The sequence below is a fragment of the Streptomyces sp. NPDC101118 genome (assembly GCF_044759445.1).
Classification (GTDB): Bacteria; Actinomycetota; Actinomycetes; order Streptomycetales; family Streptomycetaceae; genus Streptomyces.
The window spans coordinates 156438-175766 of record NZ_JBIVZG010000010.1; the positions used below are offsets into that span (position 1 = coordinate 156438).

The 19329-nt window shown below is 71.1% G+C and carries 14 protein-coding genes; 6 read left to right on the forward strand and 8 right to left on the reverse strand.

Annotation, left to right across the window (positions count from 1 at the left end; all coding sequences use genetic code 11):
• Positions 1 to 140 precede the first annotated feature (140 nt).
• From ACIQUQ_RS18440 to ACIQUQ_RS18465, 6 genes are all read right to left on the reverse strand, one after another.
• Positions 141 to 1130 (reverse strand): PAC2 family protein, encoded by a 990-nt coding sequence (locus ACIQUQ_RS18440; RefSeq protein ID WP_403976883.1) that lies wholly within the window; start codon positions 1128 to 1130, stop codon positions 141 to 143.
• A gap of 88 nt (positions 1131 to 1218) precedes the next feature.
• Entirely contained in the window at positions 1219 to 1665 is a 447-nt protein-coding gene (locus ACIQUQ_RS18445; RefSeq protein ID WP_403976885.1) for an SRPBCC family protein, read from the reverse strand.
• 129 nt (positions 1666 to 1794) lie between these two features.
• Positions 1795 to 3402 (reverse strand): FAD-dependent oxidoreductase, encoded by a 1608-nt coding sequence (locus tag ACIQUQ_RS18450; RefSeq protein WP_403976887.1) that lies wholly within the window; start codon positions 3400 to 3402, stop codon positions 1795 to 1797.
• A gap of 51 nt (positions 3403 to 3453) precedes the next feature.
• The gene (glpK, locus tag ACIQUQ_RS18455) at positions 3454 to 4980 is read right to left on the reverse strand and encodes a glycerol kinase GlpK (RefSeq protein WP_403976889.1); all 1527 of its coding nucleotides are present in this window, start codon (positions 4978 to 4980) and stop codon (positions 3454 to 3456) included.
• 70 nt (positions 4981 to 5050) lie between these two features.
• Positions 5051 to 5806: an MIP/aquaporin family protein gene (locus ACIQUQ_RS18460; RefSeq protein WP_403976891.1), complete on the reverse strand. Its 756-nt coding sequence runs from the start codon at positions 5804 to 5806 to the stop codon at positions 5051 to 5053.
• Between the two features lie 324 nt (positions 5807 to 6130).
• Complete coding sequence (locus tag ACIQUQ_RS18465; RefSeq protein ID WP_403976893.1) at positions 6131 to 6898, reverse strand: IclR family transcriptional regulator; 768 nt, start codon at positions 6896 to 6898, stop codon at positions 6131 to 6133.
• Between the two features lie 249 nt (positions 6899 to 7147).
• On the opposite strand from ACIQUQ_RS18465, the gene metH reads away from it, so the two are divergent.
• The 4 genes from metH (at position 7148) to ACIQUQ_RS18485 (ending at position 15148) form a co-directional block, all read left to right on the forward strand.
• Positions 7148 to 10657: a methionine synthase gene (gene metH, locus ACIQUQ_RS18470; protein WP_403976895.1), complete on the forward strand. Its 3510-nt coding sequence runs from the start codon at positions 7148 to 7150 to the stop codon at positions 10655 to 10657.
• 104 nt (positions 10658 to 10761) lie between these two features.
• Positions 10762 to 11463 carry an HAD family hydrolase gene (locus ACIQUQ_RS18475; RefSeq protein WP_403976897.1) on the forward strand — a complete coding sequence of 234 codons (702 nt, stop codon included), beginning with the start codon at positions 10762 to 10764 and terminating at the stop codon, positions 11461 to 11463.
• A gap of 432 nt (positions 11464 to 11895) precedes the next feature.
• Positions 11896 to 13500: an ABC transporter substrate-binding protein gene (locus tag ACIQUQ_RS18480; protein WP_403976899.1), complete on the forward strand. Its 1605-nt coding sequence runs from the start codon at positions 11896 to 11898 to the stop codon at positions 13498 to 13500.
• Between the two features lie 70 nt (positions 13501 to 13570).
• Entirely contained in the window at positions 13571 to 15148 is a 1578-nt protein-coding gene (locus ACIQUQ_RS18485; RefSeq protein ID WP_403976901.1) for an ABC transporter substrate-binding protein, read from the forward strand.
• Positions 15149 to 15283: 135 nt separating this feature from the next.
• On the opposite strand, the gene ACIQUQ_RS18490 is transcribed toward ACIQUQ_RS18485, so the two are convergent.
• Together ACIQUQ_RS18490 and ACIQUQ_RS18495 are read right to left on the reverse strand one after the other, a co-directional pair.
• A complete protein-coding gene (locus ACIQUQ_RS18490) occupies positions 15284 to 15955 on the reverse strand; it encodes a response regulator (RefSeq protein ID WP_403666045.1) in 672 nt (223 codons plus the stop codon).
• Between the two features lie 61 nt (positions 15956 to 16016).
• A complete protein-coding gene (locus ACIQUQ_RS18495; RefSeq protein ID WP_403976903.1) occupies positions 16017 to 16922 on the reverse strand; it encodes a RecB family exonuclease in 906 nt (301 codons plus the stop codon).
• Here ACIQUQ_RS18495 and ACIQUQ_RS18500 point away from each other — a divergent pair.
• The gene (locus tag ACIQUQ_RS18500) at positions 16837 to 18279 is read left to right on the forward strand and encodes a site-2 protease family protein (protein WP_403976905.1); all 1443 of its coding nucleotides are present in this window, start codon (positions 16837 to 16839) and stop codon (positions 18277 to 18279) included. The genes ACIQUQ_RS18495 and ACIQUQ_RS18500 overlap by 86 nt on opposite strands.
• Positions 18280 to 18297: 18 nt before the next feature.
• Positions 18298 to 19206, forward strand: a complete 909-nt coding sequence (locus ACIQUQ_RS18505; protein ID WP_403976907.1) for a tRNA (adenine-N1)-methyltransferase — start codon at positions 18298 to 18300, stop codon at positions 19204 to 19206.
• The last annotated feature ends 123 nt before the right edge of the window (positions 19207 to 19329 follow it).

Here is a 19329-nt window from a genome sequence, read left to right on the forward strand (position 1 = left end):
GCGGGCCCGGGGGGGTGGTCCCCCCCCCGTGCCCCCCCAGCCGGGCGGGGGGGCGGCCCCCCCCACCCCCCCCCCCACACCCCCCCCCCCCCCCCGCCCCCCCCCCCGGGCCCCCCCGGGGCCGGGGTGTTCCTCGGGGACTACGCCTCCGGCGCGTCCGGCTCCGTGCCGTCCTCCGGCTCCCCGCCGGCCTCCGGCTTCGGCTTGGGCCGGGTCCGCCCGCTCGACGTGTCGCGCAGGTACGAGGCGTCCCCCGACTCCGTCGCATGACCCACCGCACCGCCGGGCGCCGGGTCGCGCCGCCGCAGGTACCGCTCGAACTCGCGGGCGATGGCGTCGCCCGAGGCCTCCGGCAGGTCGGCCGTGTCCCGGGCCTCCTCCAGCGTCTGGACGTACTCCGCCACCTCGCTGTCCTCGGCGGCCAGTTGGTCCACGCCCAGCTGCCACGCCCGGGCGTCCTCCGGCAGCTCGCCCAGCGGGATGCGGAGGTCGATCAGGTCCTCCAGCCGGTTCAACAGGGCCAGCGTCGCCTTGGGGTTGGGCGGCTGCGACACGTAGTGCGGCACCGCCGCCCACAGCGACACCGCCGGAACTCCCGCGTGCGTACAGGCCTCCTGGAGCACGCCGACGATGCCGGTCGGGCCCTCGTACCGGGTCTCCTCCAGGTCCATCGCGCGCGCCAGGTCGGGATCCGAGGTGACCCCGCTCACCGGCACCGGCCGGGTGTGCGGGGTGTCGCCCAGCAGGGCCCCCAGGATCACGACCATCTCCACGCCCAGCTCATGGGCGAAACCGAGGAGTTCGTTGCAGAACGACCGCCAGCGCATGGACGGTTCGATGCCGCGGACCAGCACCAGGTCCCGCGGTTTGGTCCCGCCCACGCGCACCACGGAGAGCCGCGTCGTGGGCCAGGTGATCTTCCGTACCCCGCCGTCCAGCCAGACCGTGGGACGGTTGACCTGGAAGTCGTAGTAGTCCTCGGCGTCGAGCGCCGCGAACACCTCGCCCTTCCACTCCCGGTCCAGGTGCGCCACCGCACCGGAGGCGGCGTCACCCGCGTCGTTCCAGCCCTCGAACGCGGCCACCATGACCGGGTCGATCAGCTCGGGCACGCCCTCAAGCTCGATCACCCAGGTCTCCTTCCGAAGTTTCCTTGTGTACGGGCATCAGCCTACGGCTTGGAGCTGCCCCGGCCCACAGGCCCGCAACCGCCCCGTTTCACGCCGCTCCCCGCTCCAGCAGCCCCTTCAGGGCCTGTTCGTTGCGCGGGACTTCCTTGCGGGCGTGGGGCCTGACGACGAGCGGGACCAGCACCCTGCCCTTGCCGTGGCCGTGCAGGTCCAGGTCGAGCGTCACCCGTGAGCGGGTGCCGTCGTCGAGGGCCTCGACGGTGCCGTGGAAGTCGGCACGGATCGGCCCCTCGCCGCCGTGCAGGTGCCAACTCCTGGGCGGATCCACCTCGGTGACCTCCATCACCGTCTGGATCTCGCGCTTGCCGATCCGGCGCCTGACCTCCACGCGCTCGCCCACGTGCAGGGGGCCGGAGGCCGGCTTCACGGCGATGGCGCTCTCCTGCCACTCGGTCAGGTGCGACAGGTCGGTGAGGTAGGAGAAGACCTCCTCGGGAGGCCGGGAGACCTCGATGCTTTCCTTGATGGCGGACATGGCCGCCCCCTTCGCATCCCCCCTGGTCGTCCTTTCGTACAAATGATCCCATGGTGGGGCGGGGGCCATCAATGCCGGACGGGGCGGCTTCCTCCCGGAAACCGCCCCGTCACATGTCACACCGCGATGTCACACCCCGTGGCGGAGCATCTCCTCGACGCGACCGCGCACGGCCTCGTCGTCCAGGCCGCGGATCGTCACCGTCGTACGGCGGCGCAGCACGTCGTCGACGGTCTGGGCCCACTCGAAGTCGCGGGCGTAGGCGACCTGCGCCCAGATCTCCGGGCCGTCCTCGTGGATGCGCTCGCCCAGCCCGGGGTTCTCGTTGACCATGCGGGCGATGTCGAAGGCCAGCGAGCCGTAGTGGGTCGCCAGGTGGCGGGCCGTGAGCGGGTCCATCCGCATGCCGGGCTCGCGGTCCACCAGCAGCCGGTGGGCCACCGCGTTGGGGTTGGCGACACCGGGCAGCGGCACCCGGCGCACCAGCGACTTCACCGGCTCCATGTCCTCGGCCAGCGGCCCGCCGGGCAGCTTCGCGAGCTTGTCCATGACCACGCGGCCGATGTGCCGGTACGTGGTCCACTTGCCGCCCGCCACGGACAGCATGCCGCCCTTGCCCTCGGAGACCACGGTCTCGCGCTTGGCCTTCTCGACCCCGCCGGGGCCGCCGGGCAGCACCCGCAGGCCGGCGAAGGCGTAGGTCATCAGCGACCGGTCCAGGTCCGCGTCCTTCACGGAGAAGGCGGCCTCGTCCAGGATCTGCTGGATGTCCTTCTCGGTGGCGCGCACGTCCGCCGGGTCGCCCTCGTACACCTCGTCGGTGGTGCCGAGGAGCAGCTGGTCCTCCCACGGGAGGGCGAACGTGATGCGGTACTTGTCGATCGGGGTGGCCATGGCGGCCTTCCACGGCGACTTGCGCTTCATCACGATGTGCGCGCCCTTGGAGAGCCGGATCGACGGCATGGAGTGCTTGTCCTCCATGCGCCGCAGGTGGTCCACCCACGGGCCGGTGGCGTTGAGCACGACGCGGGCGTCGATGCCGAACTCGGTGCCGTCCAGACGGTCCTTGAGCTCGGCGCCGGAGACCCGGCCCTGCGTCATGCGCAGGCCGGTGACCTCGGCGTGGTTGAGGACGACCGCACCGGACTCGACGGCCGCGCGCACCGTCATGACCGCCACGCGGGAGTCGTTCATCTGGTGGTCGTAGTAGACGGCCACGGCCTTGAGGTTGTCGGTGCGCAGGCCGGGGTTGTCGGCGGCGGCACGGGCGGGGGATATGACCTTGCCCATGCCGTCGCCGAAGGCCGAGAGGGCGGAGTACGCGAACACGCCCGCGCCCAGCTTGGCCGCGCCCACCGGCCCGCCCTTGTAGACGGGCAGGTGGAAGGTGAGCGGGTTGACCAGGTGCGGGGCCACGTCCTTGGCCAGCACCCGGCGCTCGTGGTGGTTCTCGGCGACCAGCTTGACCGCGCCGGTCTGCAGGTAGCGCAGACCGCCGTGGACGAGCTTGGAGGAGGCCGAGGAGGTGGCGCCGGCGAAGTCGCCGGCGTCCACCATGGCGACCCGCAGACCCGTCTGGGCGGCGTGCCAGGCCACCGAGGTGCCCAGGATCCCGCCACCGATGACCAGGAGGTCGTACGTGGCCTTCGCCAGCTGCTCTCTGGTCTCGGCGCGGCTCGCGTTGGCTCCGGCGGTCTGGTGCGTCCCCAGGGCGGGAAGGGTCTGCAGGCTGCTCATCTCTTACTCCTCGTCAGCTCTCAGCGATCGGCGTCGACTCCTGAGCGGGGCTCAGTTGTCCTCGTCCTCGTCGATCCAGCCCATGGTCCGCTCGACGGCCTTGAGCCAGTTCTTGTACTCGCGGTCCCGCTGGTCGGCGGGCATCCGCGGGGTCCACTCGGCGGCCCGGCGCCAGTTCGCGCGCAGCGCGTCGGTGTCGGGCCAGAAGCCGACGGCCAGGCCGGCGGCGTAGGCGGCGCCGAGGCAGGTGGTCTCGGCGACCATCGGGCGCACCACGGGGGCGTCGAGGAAGTCCGAGAGCGTCTGCATCAGCAGGTTGTTGGAGGTCATGCCGCCGTCGACCTTGAGGGCCGACAGCTCGACGCCGGAGTCCTTGGTCATGGCGTCGGTGATCTCGCGGGTCTGCCAGGCGGTGGCCTCCAGCACGGCGCGGGCGATGTGCGCCTTGGTGACGTACCGCGTGAGGCCGGCGATCACACCGCGGGCGTCGGAGCGCCAGTACGGGGCGAAGAGGCCGGAGAACGCGGGCACGAAGTAGGCGCCGCCGTTGTCGTCGACGGAGGAGGCCAGGGTCTCGATCTCGGCCGCGGACTTGATCAGGCCCATCTGGTCGCGCATCCACTGCACCAGCGAGCCGGTGACGGCGATCGAGCCCTCCAGGGCGTAGACCGGCTTCTCGTCGCCGATCTGGTAGCCGACGGTGGTCAGCAGGCCGCTGTAGGAGTTGATGATCTTGTCACCGGTGTTCATGAGCATGAAGGTGCCGGTGCCGTACGTGGACTTGGCCTCGCCCTCGGAGAAGCAGGTCTGGCCGAACAGGGCCGCCTGCTGGTCGCCGAGCGCCGAGGCGACCGGCACGCCCGCCAGGACGCCGTCCCTGACCTCGCCGTAGACCTCGGCGGAGGAGCGGATCTCGGGGAGGACCGCGGCCGGGATGTCGATGGACTGCAGGATGCGCTCGTCCCAGGCCAGCTCGTGCAGGTTCATGAGCAGGGTGCGGGAGGCGTTGGTGACGTCGGTGACGTGCCGGCCGCCGTCGACGCCGCCGGTCAGGTTCCAGATGACCCAGGTGTCCATGGTGCCGAAGAGGATGTCGCCCGCCTCGGCGCGCTCGCGCAGGCCCTCGACGTTGTCGAGCAGCCAGCGGACCTTGGGGCCGGAGAAGTACGAGGCCAGCGGGAGGCCCGTCTCGCGGCGGAAGCGGTCCTGGCCGACGTTGCGGCCGAGCTCCTTGCAGAGGCCGTCGGTGCGGGTGTCCTGCCAGACCAGCGCGTTGTGCACCGGCTCGCCGGTGTTCTTGTCCCACAGGACGGTGGTCTCGCGCTGGTTGGTGATGCCGACGGCCTTGACGTCGGCGGCGGTGATGCCGGCCTTGTCGATGGCGCCCGCGACGACTTCCTGGACGTTGGCCCAGATCTCGGTGGCGTCGTGCTCCACCCAGCCCGGCTTGGGGAAGATCTGCTCGTGCTCCTTCTGGTCGACGGCGACGATGCGGCCGTCGCGGTCGAAGACGATGCAGCGGGAGGACGTGGTGCCCTGGTCGATCGCGGCGATGAACGGGCCGGTGCTCGTGGTCATGGAGTCTGCTCCTGGCAACTCGTGAGAGGGAGGCGAAGGTGGTTCGTGCAGCTCTTGCTGTACAGACGAATCAGACGAACGCGATCTTGTACAGACCGCCGGCGACGGCGGCACCGACGAGCGGGCCGACGACCGGGATCCAGGAGTATCCCCAGTCCGAGCCGCCCTTGTTGGGCAGCGGCAGGAGGGCGTGGACGATACGGGGGCCGAGGTCGCGCACCGGGTTGATGGCGTAGCCGGTCGGGCCGCCGAGCGAGAGGCCGATGCCGACGACCACGAACGACGTGATCAGGACGCCGATGACGCCGAGGCCCTTGCCGTTGTCCTGGAGGCCCTGCGTGAGGATCGCCAGGACCAGCACCGCGGTGCCGATGATCTCGGTGACCAGGTTCTGGACGACGTTGCGGATCTCGGGGCCGGTGGAGAAGACGCCGAGCACCGGGCCGGCCGGCTGGCCGAGATCGGCCTTGAGCTCCGGGTCCGTGAGGTGGGCGCGGAACTGGCCGTAGTAGGTGACCCACATCAGGGCCGCGCCGATCATGGCGCCGAGCAGCTGGCCGGCGAGGTACACGCCGGTGTCGGACCAGTCGCCGCTCTGGATGGCGATGCCGACCGTGACCGCCGGGTTCAGGTGGGCGCCGGAGAGCGGGGCCGACACGTACGCGGCGATCAGCACCGCGAAGCCCCAGCCGAAGGTGATGGCGAGCCAGCCGGCGTTGCGCGCCTTGGAGCTCTTGAGAGTCACGGCGGCGCAGACGCCTCCGCCGAGCAGAGTGAGCAGGGCGGTACCGATGGTCTCGCCGATGAAGATGTCGGAGCTGGACACCCGCGACTCCTTTGCCTACGTCCAGGGGGTTGGCGGAAAGCCGGGTCCCGCCGGCCTTCCGCGCACTCGGTGAGTGCGTTTTCGGCCCTGGCCTTGCCACACCCTAGCGCGTATTGCCGGTAGGTGTTCGACAATGCCGACCGATGAACGGCAGTTTTCCGCCCGTGTGAAGAGCACGTCAAGAGTCGGCGAAGCCAAAGTTCCGGATCGTTACCACGGGGTAAGACGCCCGAAACCGCACAGGTGTACGCAGCACGAAGGGCCGGTGCGTGACGCACCGGCCCTCGTTCGCCCAGGTCGGAAGGGGTGGGGGAGTGGGGTGGCTCAGAACCGCCCCGCGCCGAGGTCCCGCGAGACCGACCGCGCGCAGTCCCGTACCGCGGCGATCAGCTCCGGCCGCACCTCGCCCGCCGGACTGCACACCCGCTCGACCGCGCCGGCCACCGCGATCGCGCCCACCGGCATCCGCCGGCGGTCGTGGATCGGCGCCGCGATCGAGGCGATGCCCTCCCACGTCTCCTCGACGTCGGCCGCCCAGCCGCGGGCCCGCGTCAGGTCCAGCACCTCCTCGAACCCGGCCGGGTCCGTGACCGTACGGGGGGTGAACGCATCCCGCTCAACCTCCAGGGCCTCGCTGTGCGCCACCGGGTCGTACGCCGAGAGCACCTTGCCCAGCGCGGTGGAGTGCAGCGGCTGCATCGCCCCCACCTCCAGCACCTGGCGGCTGTCGTCGGGCCGGAACACGTGGTGCATGATCAGCACCCCCTGCTGGTGCAGCACCCCCACGTAGACGCTCTCCCCGCTCGCGCGGGCCAGGTCGTCCGTCCACACCAGCGCGCGGGCGCGCAGCTCGTGCACGTCGAGGTAGCTGTTGCCCAGCCGCAGCAGTTCCGCGCCCAGCTGGTAGCGGCCCGAGGCCGGATCCTGCTCCACGAAGCCCTCCGCCTGGAGGGTGCGCAGGATGCCGTGGGCGGTGCCCTTGGCGAGCCCCAGCGCGGAGGCCACGTCCGAGAGCCCCAGCCGCCGCTCGCCGCCCGCCAGCAGTCGCAGCATCGCAGCAGCCCTTTCGAGCGACTGGATGTTCCGTGCCATCGGCAGCCTCCTGAAGCCTGCGTACAAATCTGGTTCGACAATGACGAACACTATCGGTCGATGCCGACCTCGTGCACTGTTGGGAAAGTCTGTCAATAGCGCGCCGAACAGGCCAGTCCCGCGCACAGGATGCCGTCCGCTCCGTGGGACGCCCCACCCGGGGGACGAGATACGCGGTTACCCTGACCGCGTACGCCCTTGTCAGAAGGGTGTAAAGCCGACAGCCGTCGCATCCCAGGGAGCTCAACCATGGCCTCGTTGCCGAACCCGCCCGCAGACATCCAGACCCGGGCCGACGCCCTCCGAGAGGCGCTGGCCGCCCGCGTGGTCGTCGCCGACGGCGCCATGGGAACGATGCTCCAGGCGCAGGACCCCTCCCTCGAGGACTTCCAGAACCTCGAAGGCTGCAACGAGATCCTCAACGTCACCCGCCCGGACATCGTCCGCTCGGTCCACGAGGCCTACTTCGCCGCCGGCGTCGACTGCGTCGAGACCAACACCTTCGGCGCCAACCACTCCGCCCTGGCCGAGTACGACATCCCCGAGCGCGTGCACGAGCTGTCGGAGGCCGGCGCCCGCATCGCCCGCGAGACCGCCGACGCCTTCACCGCCTCCACCGGGCAGCAGCGCTGGGTCCTCGGCTCCGTCGGCCCCGGCACCAAGCTCCCCACCCTCGGCCACATCGGGTACGACACCATCCGCGACGCCTACCAGGCCAACGCCGAGGGACTGCTCGCCGGCGGCGCCGACGCCCTGCTCATCGAGACGACCCAGGACCTGCTCCAGACCAAGGCCTCCGTGATCGCGGCCCGGCGCGCCCTCGACGCGCTCGGCGTGAACGTGCCGGTCATCTGTTCCGTGACCGTCGAGACCACGGGCACCATGCTGCTGGGCTCGGAGATCGGCGCCGCGCTGACCTCCCTGGAGCCGCTGGGCATCGACATGATCGGCCTGAACTGCGCCACCGGCCCCGCGGAGATGAGCGAGCACCTGCGCTACCTCGCCCGCAACGCGCGCATCCCGCTGTCCTGCATGCCGAACGCCGGCCTGCCCGTCCTCACCAAGGACGGCGCCCACTACCCGCTGTCCCCGAGCGAGCTGGCCGACGCCCAGGAGTCCTTCGTCCGCGAGTACGGCCTGTCGCTGATCGGCGGCTGCTGCGGCACCACCCCCGAGCACCTGCGCCAGGTCGTCGAGCGCGTCCGCGGCCTCAGCCCCGCCGCCCGCGACCCGCGCCCCGAGCCCGGCGCCTCCTCGCTGTACCAGACCGTCCCGTTCCGCCAGGACACCGCGTACATGGCGATCGGCGAGCGGACGAACGCCAACGGCTCGAAGAAGTTCCGCGAGGCCATGCTGGACGCCCGCTGGGACGACTGCGTCGAGATGGCGCGCGACCAGATCCGCGAGGGCGCGCACATGCTGGACCTGTGCGTGGACTACGTGGGCCGCGACGGCGTCGCCGACATGGCCGAGCTGGCCGGACGCTTCGCCACCGCCTCCACCCTGCCCATCGTCCTCGACTCCACCGAGGTCGCCGTCATCAGGGCCGGCCTGGAGAAGCTGGGCGGCCGGGCCGTGATCAACTCGGTGAACTACGAGGACGGCGACGGCCCGCAGTCCCGCTTCGCGCAGGTCACCCGGCTGGCCCAGGAGCACGGCGCCGCGCTGATCGCCCTGACCATCGACGAGGAGGGCCAGGCCCGCAGCGTCGAGCACAAGGTCGCCATCGCCGAGCGGCTGATCGCCGACCTGACCGGCAACTGGGGCATCAACGAGTCCGACATCCTCATCGACTGCCTCACCTTCACCATCTGCACCGGCCAGGAGGAGTCCCGCGGCGACGGCATCGCCACCATCGAGGCCATCCGCGAGCTCAAGCGCCGCCACCCCGACGTCCAGACCACGCTCGGCCTGTCCAACATCTCCTTCGGCCTCAACCCGGCCGCGCGGATCCTGCTGAACTCGGTCTTCCTCGACGAGTGCGTCAAGGCCGGCCTGGACTCGGCGATCGTGCACGCCTCCAAGATCCTGCCGATCGCCCGCTTCGACGAGGAGCAGGTCACCACCGCCCTCGACCTGATCTACGACCGCCGCGCCGAGGGCTACGACCCCCTCCAGAAGCTCATGGAGCTCTTCGAGGGCGTCAACACCAAGTCCCTCAAGGCCGGCAAGGCCGAGGAGCTCCTGGCCCTGCCGCTGGAGGAGCGCCTCCAGCGGCGGATCATCGACGGCGAGAAGAACGGCCTGGAGGCCGACCTCGACGAGGCCCTGCAGTCCCGCCCGGCCCTCGACATCGTCAACGACACCCTCCTGGAGGGCATGAAGGTCGTCGGCGAGCTGTTCGGCTCCGGCCAGATGCAGCTGCCGTTCGTGCTCCAGTCCGCCGAGGTCATGAAGACCGCGGTGGCCCACCTGGAGCCGCACATGGAGAAGTCGGACGCCGAGGGCAAGGGCACCATCGTCCTCGCCACCGTGCGCGGCGACGTCCACGACATCGGCAAGAACCTCGTCGACATCATCCTCTCCAACAACGGCTACAACGTCGTCAACCTGGGCATCAAGCAGCCCGTCTCGGCGATCCTCGACGCCGCCGAGGAGCACCGGGCCGACGTCATCGGCATGTCCGGCCTGCTCGTGAAGTCCACCGTGATCATGAAGGAGAACCTGGAGGAGCTGAACCAGCGCAAGCTGGCCGCCACCTACCCGGTGATCCTCGGCGGCGCCGCCCTCACCCGCGCGTACGTCGAGCAGGACCTGCACGAGATCTACGAGGGCGAGGTCCGCTACGCCCGCGACGCCTTCGAGGGCCTGCGCCTGATGGACGCCCTCGTCGCGGTCAAGCGGGGCGTCCCCGGCGCCACCCTGCCCGAGCTCAAGCAGCGCCGCGTGCCCAGGCGCGAGACCGCCGTCCTGGAGGTGGACGAGCCCGAGGGCACCGTCCGCTCCGACGTGGCCACCGACAACCCGGTCCCCGAGCCGCCGTTCTGGGGCACCCGGGTGATCAAGGGCATCGGCCTGAAGGACTACGCGTCCTGGCTGGACGAGGGCGCCCTCTTCAAGGGCCAGTGGGGCCTGAAGCAGGCCCGCGCCGGCGGCCCGACGTACGAGGAGCTGGTCGAGACCGAGGGCCGCCCCCGCCTGCGCGGCCTCCTCGACCGCCTGCACACCGACAACCTGCTGGAAGCCGCCGTCGTGTACGGCTACTTCCCCTGCGTCTCCAAGGGCGACGACCTGATCCTGCTGCACGAGGACGGCTCGGAGCGCACCCGCTTCACGTTCCCCCGGCAGCGCCGCGGCCGCCGCCTCTGCCTGGCGGACTTCTTCCGCCCGGAGGAGTCCGGCGAGGTCGACGTCGTGGGCCTGCAGGTGGTCACCGTCGGTTCCCGGATCGGCGAGGAGACCGCCCGGCTGTTCGCCGCGGACGCCTACCGCGAGTACATGGAGCTGCACGGGCTGTCCGTGCAGCTGGCGGAGGCGCTGGCCGAGTACTGGCACGCGCGGGTCCGCGCCGAGCTGGGCTTCGCCGCCGAGGACCCCTCCCGTGTCGAGGACATGTTCGACCTGAAGTACCGCGGAGCCCGCTTCTCCCTGGGCTACGGAGCCTGCCCCGACCTGGAGGACCGCGCCAAGATCGCGGACCTGCTGGAGCCCGAGCGGATCGGCGTCCACCTCTCCGAGGAGTTCCAGCTCCACCCCGAGCAGTCCACCGACGCCATCGTCATCCACCACCCCGAAGCGAAGTACTTCAACGCGCGATAGCCGGACACGACGTACACTTGTCGGTCCCACACAGGCCGGTCGCCTGTTCCTCCGGGCACGCCCGCGGGAAGAGGTGACCGGCCTTCTCGTCCCTTGGAGTCCGTATGACCAGCACGGTTCCCGCCTCCGCCGCCCGGACCGCCGACGGATCGGCCCTCCAGGCGGTGCTGCTCGACATGGACGGCACGCTCGTCGACACCGAGGGCTTCTGGTGGGACGCCGAGGTCGCCGTCTTCGCCGAGCTGGGCCACCGCCTCGACGAGTCCTGGCGGGACATCGTCGTGGGCGGACCCATGAGCCGCAGCGCCGGCTACCTGATCCAGGCCACCGGCGCCGAGATCACCCTGGCCGAGCTGACCGTGCTGCTGAACGAGCGCTTCGAGGCCCGCATCGCCGACCACGTGCCGCTGATGCCGGGCGCCGAGCGGCTGCTGGCCGAGCTGGCGCGCAACAACGTGCCCACCGCCCTGGTCTCCGCCTCGCACCGCCGGGTCATCGACCGGATCATGCTCTCCCTGGGCCCCGAGCGGTTCGCCTTCAGCGTCGCCGGCGACGAGGTCGCCCGTACCAAGCCGCACCCCGACCCGTACCTCACGGCCGCCACGCGGCTGGGCGCCCACCCCTCCCGGTGCGCCGTCATCGAGGACACCGCCACCGGCGTGGCCGCCGCCGAGGCCGCCGGCTGCCGCGTGGTCGCCGTACCGTCCGTCGCGGCCATCGCGCCCGCCCCCGGCCGGACCGTGGTCTCCTCGCTGGAGGACGTCGACCTGGGCTTCCTCCGCTCCCTCATGGCCCGCCTGAACTGACGGCCCTGCCGTCAAGGGATGCGGAGGCCGAAATTCCACGGTCGGTCCGCGAGTTGGCGAGGTGACCTTTGTCACCCGATTTGGTCCTGCTGGGGTGCCCTGAGGGGGTCTGGCCCCTTCCCATGTGTCCGGATTGATCAGCTCCTGAACCGTTTCACCGGGGAGCGGGCCCTACGGAGTGGATACGCACCCATCACAGTGCGATTACACCCCAAGTCCGGCCAGTTCCAGCCAGACCACCCTGGGCCACTATCGTCATCGCGGGCACTTCGCCGCACCCCCTCCGTGGTCCTTCCGCACACACCCCTGTGCCGGACCGCGTGGACCGATCGTCATCACACCGGCCCGATCGTTCCGCCCCGAACGGGCGGCCGCCGCGAAGTGCCCTCACCACAGCTTTGACCAAGTGCCGGTTGAGGGAGATTTTCGAGGATGAACCGCAAGACCCTGGTGCTGACGGCCGCGGCCGCTCTGCTCACCCCCGCGCTCGCCGCGTGCGGCAGTGCGACGGGAGGAGGAGCGGGCGACGGAGCGATCGTCGTCGGCACCACCGACCGGTACGAGGCCGCCGACTACGCGCCCGCACCGCTCGACCCCGCCTACGCCTACGACGCGGGTGCCTGGAACATCCTCCGCCAGACCCTCCAGACACTGATGCACGTCCCGCGCGGCGGCGGCCAGCCGGTCCCCGAGGCCGCCTCCGAGTGCCGCTTCACCGACCAGGGCAACGAGAGCTACCGCTGCACCCTGCGCCCCGGCCTGAAGTTCGCCAACGGCGACGCGCTGACCGCCGAGGACGTGAAGTTCTCCATCGACCGCGTCCTCGGCATCAAGGACGAGAACGGCCCCGTCGGCCTCCTCTCCACGCTCGACACCGTCGAGACCAAGGGCGAGGACCAGGTCGTCTTCCACCTCAAGGCGCCCGACGCGACCTTCCCGTACAAGCTGTCGACCCCGGCCGCGGCCATCGTCAACAGCAAGGACTACGACGCCCGCAGGCTGCGCGAGGGCTTCGAGGTCGACGGCTCCGGCCCGTACACCATGACGGCCGAGGTCAAGGACAACCAGCTGGTCCGCGCGGTCTTCACCAAGAACGAGCACTACCAGGGCGACCTCAAGCCGCAGAACGACAAGGTCGAGCTGCGCACCTTCGAGGACTCCGCCGCCATGGGCCGGGCCCTGGAGGACGGCGACATCCACATGATGTCCCGCACCCTCTCCCCGGACCAGATCGAGCAGATGTCCGCCAGCCCGAAGAAGGGCGTCAAGCTCGTCCCGATGCCCGGCCTGGAGATCCGCTACCTCGCCTTCAACACCGAGGCCAAGCCGGTCGACCAGAAGGCCGTGCGCCAGGCGGTCGCCGCCCTCGTCGACCGCAACGAGCTGATCAACAAGGCGTACGGGAAGTCCGCCCTGCCGCTGTACTCGCTGGTCCCCTCCAGCATCGGCGGCCACGTCAACTCCTTCTACAACAAGTACGGGGACGGCGACACCGCCGCCGCGGCCCGCCTGCTGCGCGACGCCGGCGTGAAGACCCCCGTCAAGCTCACCCTCCACTACACGACCGACCACTACGGCGACGGCACCGCCGTGGAGTTCGAGACCCTCAAGTCCCAGCTGAACGACAGCAAGCTGTTCGACGTGACGGTCCAGGGCACCCCGTGGTCCACGTACCGCCCCGCCCAGAAGAAGGGCGAGTTCGCCGCGTACGGCCTCGGCTGGTTCCCCGACTTCCAGGACGCCGACAACTTCGTCGGCCCCTTCCTGGAGAAGGACAACTTCCTCGGCACCGCGTACGCCAACTCCACGGTCCGCGGCAAGCTCCTGCCCGAGTCGCGGCGCGCCGGCGACCGTACCGACGCCGCCCCGGCCCTCGCCCAGATCCAGGACATCGTCGCCGAGGACGTACCGGTCCTGCCCCTGTGGCAGGCCAAGCAGTACGTCGCCGCCCGCGACGGAATCACCGGCGTGGAGTGGTCCGTCAACTCCATCTCCGACCTTCAGCTGTGGGAGCTCGGCAGCGGCGTCAGCGGCTGACCCACCCCAACGACCGGCAGCGGACGTCGCGGGCCGGAAGACACACAGTCAAGACAGTGAGGCACGTTCCGTGAAACGACGTAACCAGTGGTTGGCGGCCCCGCTCGGAGCGGCGACCGCAGCCGCCCTGCTCAGCGGTTGCGGTGCGCAGGAAGGCGCTTCCGAGGGCGACGGCACGACCGTCGTCATGGGAATCTCCGACGACGTCCAGGCCACGGACCCGGCCTCGGGTTACGACCCGGGCTCCTGGCTGCTGTTCAACAACGTCTTCCAGTCCCTGCTCAGCTTCCCCAAGGGCAGCACCACCCCGCAGCCGGACGCCGCGCAGAACTGCGCCTTCGAGAGCGGCAGCAAGGTCTACCGCTGCACCCTGCGCTCCGGCCTGAAGTTCAGCAACGGCAACGACCTCACCTCCGAGGACGTGAAGTTCTCCTTCGAGCGCACGCTGAAGATCAACGACGAGAACGGCCCCGCCGTCATGCTCGCCTCGATCGACAGCATCGAGACGCCGGACGCCAAGACCGTCGTCTTCAAGCTCAAGACGCCCGACGCGACCTTCCCCAGCAAGATCGCGTCGGGCGCGGGCTCGATCGTCGACCACCGCGAGTACCCGGCGGACAAGCTCCGCACCGACGGCAAGGCCGTCGGCTCGGGCGTCTACTCCCTGGAGTCGTTCGACGACAAGGGCGCCAAGTTCGTGGTCAACAGCGCCTACTCCGGCGAGGCCAAGCCGAAGAACGACGGCATGACCATGAAGTTCTTCCACAACGACCAGGCCGCGCTGAAGGCCGCCCTGGAGAAGGGCGAGGTCGACTTCGCCTTCCGCGGCCTGGCCGCCAAGGACGTCGCCGCGCTCGGCGCCGCCTCCGGCACCGGGCAGATCGACGTCGTCCAGGGCACCGGCGCCGAGGTCGAGCACCTGGTCTTCAACATGGACGACCCGGTCGCCGGCCAGCTCGCCGTCCGCAAGGCCATCGCCTACCTCGTCGACCGCGAGGCCCTCGTCCGCGACGTGTTCCAGGGCACCGCCAGCCCCCTGTACTCGATCGTCCCGTCGGGCATCGCCGCCCACACCACGCCCTTCTTCGACCGCTACGGCGGCAGCCCGCAGGCCGACAAGGCCAAGCAGGTCCTCCGCAAGGCCGGCATCGACAAGAAGGTCAAGATCACCCTCTGGTCGACCCCGTCCCGCTACGGCCCCGCCACCGACCAGGAGATGTCCGCCATCGCCAAGCAGCTCACCGACAGCGGGCTGTTCGAGGCGGACATGAAGTCCGTGGAGTTCTCCCAGTACGAGAAGGACATAGCCGCCGGCAAGTACGGCGTCTACGTCAAGGGCTGGGTGCCCGACTACCCGGACCCCGACAACTTCACCCAGCCGTTCTTCGGCGAGGGCAACGTCCTCGGCAACAACTACAAGAACGACACCATCACCGGCACGATCATCCCGAAGACCGCGGCCGTCGCGGACCGCGCCTCCACCGAGGCCGACTTCACCAAGCTCCAGGACATCGTCGCCCAGGAGCTGCCGGTCCTCCCGCTCTGGCAGGGCAAGCAGTACGCCGTCGCGCGCGAGAACGTCCAGGGCCTCCAGTGGTCCCTCGACGCCTCGACCGTCTTCCGCTTCTGGGAGATCAGCAAGGGCTGACCGGAGCACCGCCCCGGACAGGCAGAAGGGCCGGGCCCACCGCACCTGCGGCGGGCCCGGCCCTTCGTCGCGTCCTGCCGGCCCACGTCCTGCTGCGTCGCGTCCTGCCGGGGCCGCGGCGAGCCGCCCCGGGTCCTACTGGGCGCCCGGCCGGACCAGCCCGCTCTCGTACGCGTACACCGCCGCCTGCACCCGGTCCCGCAGCCCCAGCTTCGTCAGCACGTGCCCCACGTGCGTCTTCACCGTGGTCTCGCTCACGAACAGGTCAGCCGCGATCTCCGCGTTCGACAGCCCCCGCGCCACCAGCTTCAGCACCTCGACCTCGCGCTCGGTCAGCGTGCCCAGCGTGTCCGGCACCCGCTCCTCACCGGACGGCAGGTGCCCCGCGTACTTGTCCAGCAGCCGCCGCGTGATGCTCGGCGCCAGCATCGCCTCACCCGCCGCGACCACCCGGATCGCCTGCACCAGCTCGGCCGCCGGCGCATCCTTCAGCAGGAAGCCGCTCGCCCCCGCCCGCAGCGCCTCCACCACGTACTCGTCCAGGTCGAAGGTGGTCAGCACCAGCACCTTCGCCGGACCCGAGCGGTCGGGACCCGTGATCTGCCGGGTCGCCTCCACCCCGTCCATCCGCGGCATCCGGATGTCCATCAGCACCACGTCCGGCTGCAGCGCACGCACCTGTTCCAGGGCCTGCAGACCGTCCCCGGCCTCACCCACCACCGCCAGGTCCGCCTCCGCCTCCAGGATCATCCGGAAACCGGTGCGCAGCAGCGGCTGGTCGTCGACCAACAGGACACGGATCGCCACGGAGTACCTCTTCGCAGTCGGCGCTTTCGCTGGACCGTGCCATTCTGCCCTGCGCCCGGAATCACTCCCCGGCCGGGCGCTCCGCCGCCGCCCCGCCCGGGGCACCCTCCGCGCCGTCCCGCCGCACCACCGGCAGCGGGTACACCGGGGGAGTCCCCCCGAACTCGGGGCACACCGCCCGGTGGTCGCACCAGCCGCACAGCTTCGTCGGCCGCGGCCGCCACTCGCCCGAGTCCGTCGCCTCCCGGATCGCCTCCCACAGCGCGAGCAGCTTCCGCTCCACCCGCTCCAGGTCGCCCATCACCGGGTCGTACGTCAGCACGTCCCCGCTGCCCAGGTACACCAGCTGCAGCCGGCGCGGCAGCACCTGCCGCAGCCGCCACACCACCAGCGCGTAGAACTTCATCTGGAACAGCGCGCCGTCCGCGTACTCGGCCCGCGGCGCCTTGCCCGTCTTGTAGTCGACGATCCGCACCTCGCCCGTCGGCGCCACGTCCACCCGGTCGATGATCCCGCGCAGCCGCAGCCCGGACTCCAGCTCGGCCTCCACGAAGAACTCCCGCTCCACCGGCTCCAGCCGCGTCGGGTCCTCCAGCGTGAACCACCGCTCCACCAGCGACTCGGCCTCGCCCAGCCACCGCGCCAGCCGCTCCCCGCCGTCGTCCTCGGCGAACAGCTCCGACAGCTCCGGCTTCGACTCCAGCAGCCGGTCCCACTGCCCCGGGATCAGCGCCTTCGCCCTCGGCGCCGTCCGCTCCGCCGCCGGATGGTCGAAGAGCCGCTCCAGCACCGCGTGCACCAGCGTTCCCCGGGTAGCAGCCTCACTGGGCTTCTCCGGCAGCCGGTCGATCACCCGGAACCGGTACAGCAGCGGGCACTGCATGAAGTCGCTCGCCCGGGACGGGGAGAGCGACGTGGGCCGCGCGGCCTCGGGCTCGGCCTGCACAGGCCCGGGAGGAGTCGTCATGACACAGAACAGTACGGCCCCGCACCGACAGGAGGACCCCGCCGACGGGGCGCCCCCGCGGCGACGGAGCCCGCCCCGCGCATACCATCGACGACGACCCCCCTCACACTGCATGATCGAAGCATCACAATCCGACAGAAGGGCAGCCGTGGCCGACAGCGACACAGCCGGGGACGACGGAGACCGCGGACAGCACCGCCCCGGGCCCGGCGGCGGCCTCCCGATGGGCCGCCCCTTCGGCGTGCCCGTGTACGTCTCGCCCAGCTGGTTCCTCGTCGCCGCCCTCATCACCTGGGTCTTCGGCGGCCAGCTCGACCGCGTCCTGCCCGACCTCGGCCTCCTCAGGTACCTGGTCGCCCTCTTCTTCGCGGTCGCCTTCTACGGCTCCGTCCTCGTCCACGAGCTCGCGCACACCGTCGCCGCGCTCCGCTTCAAGCTCCCCGTCCGCCGCATCCGGCTCCAGTTCTTCGGCGGCGTCTCCGAGATCGAGAAGGAGAGCGAGACCCCCGGCCGCGAATTCGTCCTCGCCTTCGTCGGCCCGCTCCTCTCCCTCGTCCTCGCCGGCCTCTTCTACGCCGGCATGCAGGCCGTCGACCCCGGCACCGTCCCCGGCGTCCTCCTCGCCGGCCTGATGATCTCCAACCTGATCGTCGCCGCCTTCAACCTCCTCCCCGGCCTCCCCCTCGACGGCGGCCGCATGCTCCGCGCCGTCGTCTGGGGCATCACCGGCAAGCCCATGGCCGGCACCGTCGCCGCCGCCTGGGTCGGCCGCGCCCTCGCCGTCGCCGTCCTCCTCGGCCTGCCCGTCCTCACCCAGACCGGCGTCCTCGGCAACGCCCCCGCCGACACCGTCGGCATGGACACCGTCATGGACGCCCTGCTCGCCGCCATCCTCGCCGCGATCATCTGGACCGGAGCCGGCAACAGCCTCCGCATGGCCCGCCTCCGCGAACACCTCCCCGAACTCCGCGCCCGCACCCTCACCCGCCGCGCCCTCCCCGTCCCCGCCGACACCCCCCTCTCCGAGGCCCTCCGCCGCGCCAACGAGGCCGGCGCCCGCGCCCTCGTCGTCGTCGACGGCCACGGCGACCCCACCGCCCTCGTCCGCGAGAGCGCCATCGCCGCCGTCCCCGAACACCGCCGCCCCTGGGTCACCGTCAGCACCCTCGCCCAGGACCTCACCGACGGCATGCGCCTCCCCGCCGCCCTCGAAGGCGAGGAACTCCTCGACGCCCTCCGCACCACCCCCGCCACCGAATACCTCGTCGTCGAGGAAACCGGCGCCGTCTACGGCGTCCTGGCCACCACCGACGTCGAGCAGGCCTTCGTCCGGGCCATGGCACGGCCCTCCGCATAACCCCGGTACTCTGGTCACATGTCCGAACCGACCGGTGCCGCCCGCCGTCGCGGGCCCTTCAAGGTCGGGGACCAGGTCCAGCTCACCGACCCCAAGGGACGCCACTACACGTTCACGCTCGAAGCCGGGAAGAACTTCCACACCCACAAGGGTTCCTTCCCGCACGACGAGCTGATCGGCGCTCCCGAGGGCAGTGTTGTCCGTACCACCGGGAACGTCGCGTACCTCGCGCTGCGTCCCCTGCTCCCCGACTACGTCCTGTCCATGCCCCGCGGCGCCGCCGTGGTCTACCCCAAGGACGCGGGCCAGATCCTGGCCTTCGCCGACATCTTCCCCGGCGCACGCGTCGTGGAGGCGGGAGTGGGATCCGGCTCGCTCAGCAGCTTCCTGCTGCGCGCCATCGGCGACCAGGGCATGCTGCACAGCTACGAGCGGCGGGCCGACTTCGCCGAGATCGCCAAGGAGAACGTGGAGCGCTACTTCGGTGGCCCCCACCCCGCCTGGCAGCTCACCGTCGGCGACCTCCAGGACAACCTGTCCGACACCGACGTCGACCGCGTCATCCTCGACATGCTCGCCCCCTGGGAGTGCCTGGAGGCCGTCTCCAAGGCCCTCGTCCCCGGCGGCATCCTCTGCTGCTACGTGGCCACCACCACCCAGCTCGCCCGGACCGTCGAGTCCATCCGCGAGGCCGGCTGCTTCGCCGAGCCGCAGCCGTGGGAGTCGATGATCCGCAACTGGCACGTCGAGGGCCTCGCCGTCCGCCCGGACCACCGGATGATCGGCCACACCGGCTTCCTCGTCACCGCCCGCCGCCTCGCCGACGGCGTCGAGCCCCCGCTGCGCCGCCGCCGCCCCGCCAAGGGCGCGTACGGCGAGGACTACGAGGGCCCCGGCAGCCAGTCCGGTGGCTCCGGCCGAGGCTGACGCCCCGCCGGAACCCCGCACAACGCACCCGCGGCGGGGGGGGGGGGGGCCCCCCCCCCCCGCGGGGGGCCCCCCCCCCGGGGGGGGGGGGGGGCGGGCCGCCCCCCCCCCCCCCCCCCGGGG

What these genes read in the sequence shown, in the direction of transcription:
- ACIQUQ_RS18445 (WP_403976885.1), bottom strand. Translation starts at nt 1,665, where the DNA reads ATGTCCGCCATCAAGGAAAGCATCGAGGTCTCCCGGCCTCCCGAGGAG.
- ACIQUQ_RS18505 (WP_403976907.1), top strand. Translation starts at nt 18,298, where the DNA reads ATGTCCGAACCGACCGGTGCCGCCCGCCGTCGCGGGCCCTTCAAGGTC.
- ACIQUQ_RS18475 (WP_403976897.1), top strand. Translation starts at nt 10,762, where the DNA reads ATGACCAGCACGGTTCCCGCCTCCGCCGCCCGGACCGCCGACGGATCG.
- metH (WP_403976895.1), top strand. Translation starts at nt 7,148, where the DNA reads ATGGCCTCGTTGCCGAACCCGCCCGCAGACATCCAGACCCGGGCCGAC.
- ACIQUQ_RS18480 (WP_403976899.1), top strand. Translation starts at nt 11,896, where the DNA reads ATGAACCGCAAGACCCTGGTGCTGACGGCCGCGGCCGCTCTGCTCACC.
- ACIQUQ_RS18495 (WP_403976903.1), bottom strand. Translation starts at nt 16,922, where the DNA reads ATGACGACTCCTCCCGGGCCTGTGCAGGCCGAGCCCGAGGCCGCGCGG.
- ACIQUQ_RS18465 (WP_403976893.1), bottom strand. Translation starts at nt 6,898, where the DNA reads ATGGCACGGAACATCCAGTCGCTCGAAAGGGCTGCTGCGATGCTGCGA.
- glpK (WP_403976889.1), bottom strand. Translation starts at nt 4,980, where the DNA reads ATGACCACGAGCACCGGCCCGTTCATCGCCGCGATCGACCAGGGCACC.
- ACIQUQ_RS18450 (WP_403976887.1), bottom strand. Translation starts at nt 3,402, where the DNA reads ATGAGCAGCCTGCAGACCCTTCCCGCCCTGGGGACGCACCAGACCGCC.
- ACIQUQ_RS18500 (WP_403976905.1), top strand. Translation starts at nt 16,837, where the DNA reads ATGAAGTCGCTCGCCCGGGACGGGGAGAGCGACGTGGGCCGCGCGGCC.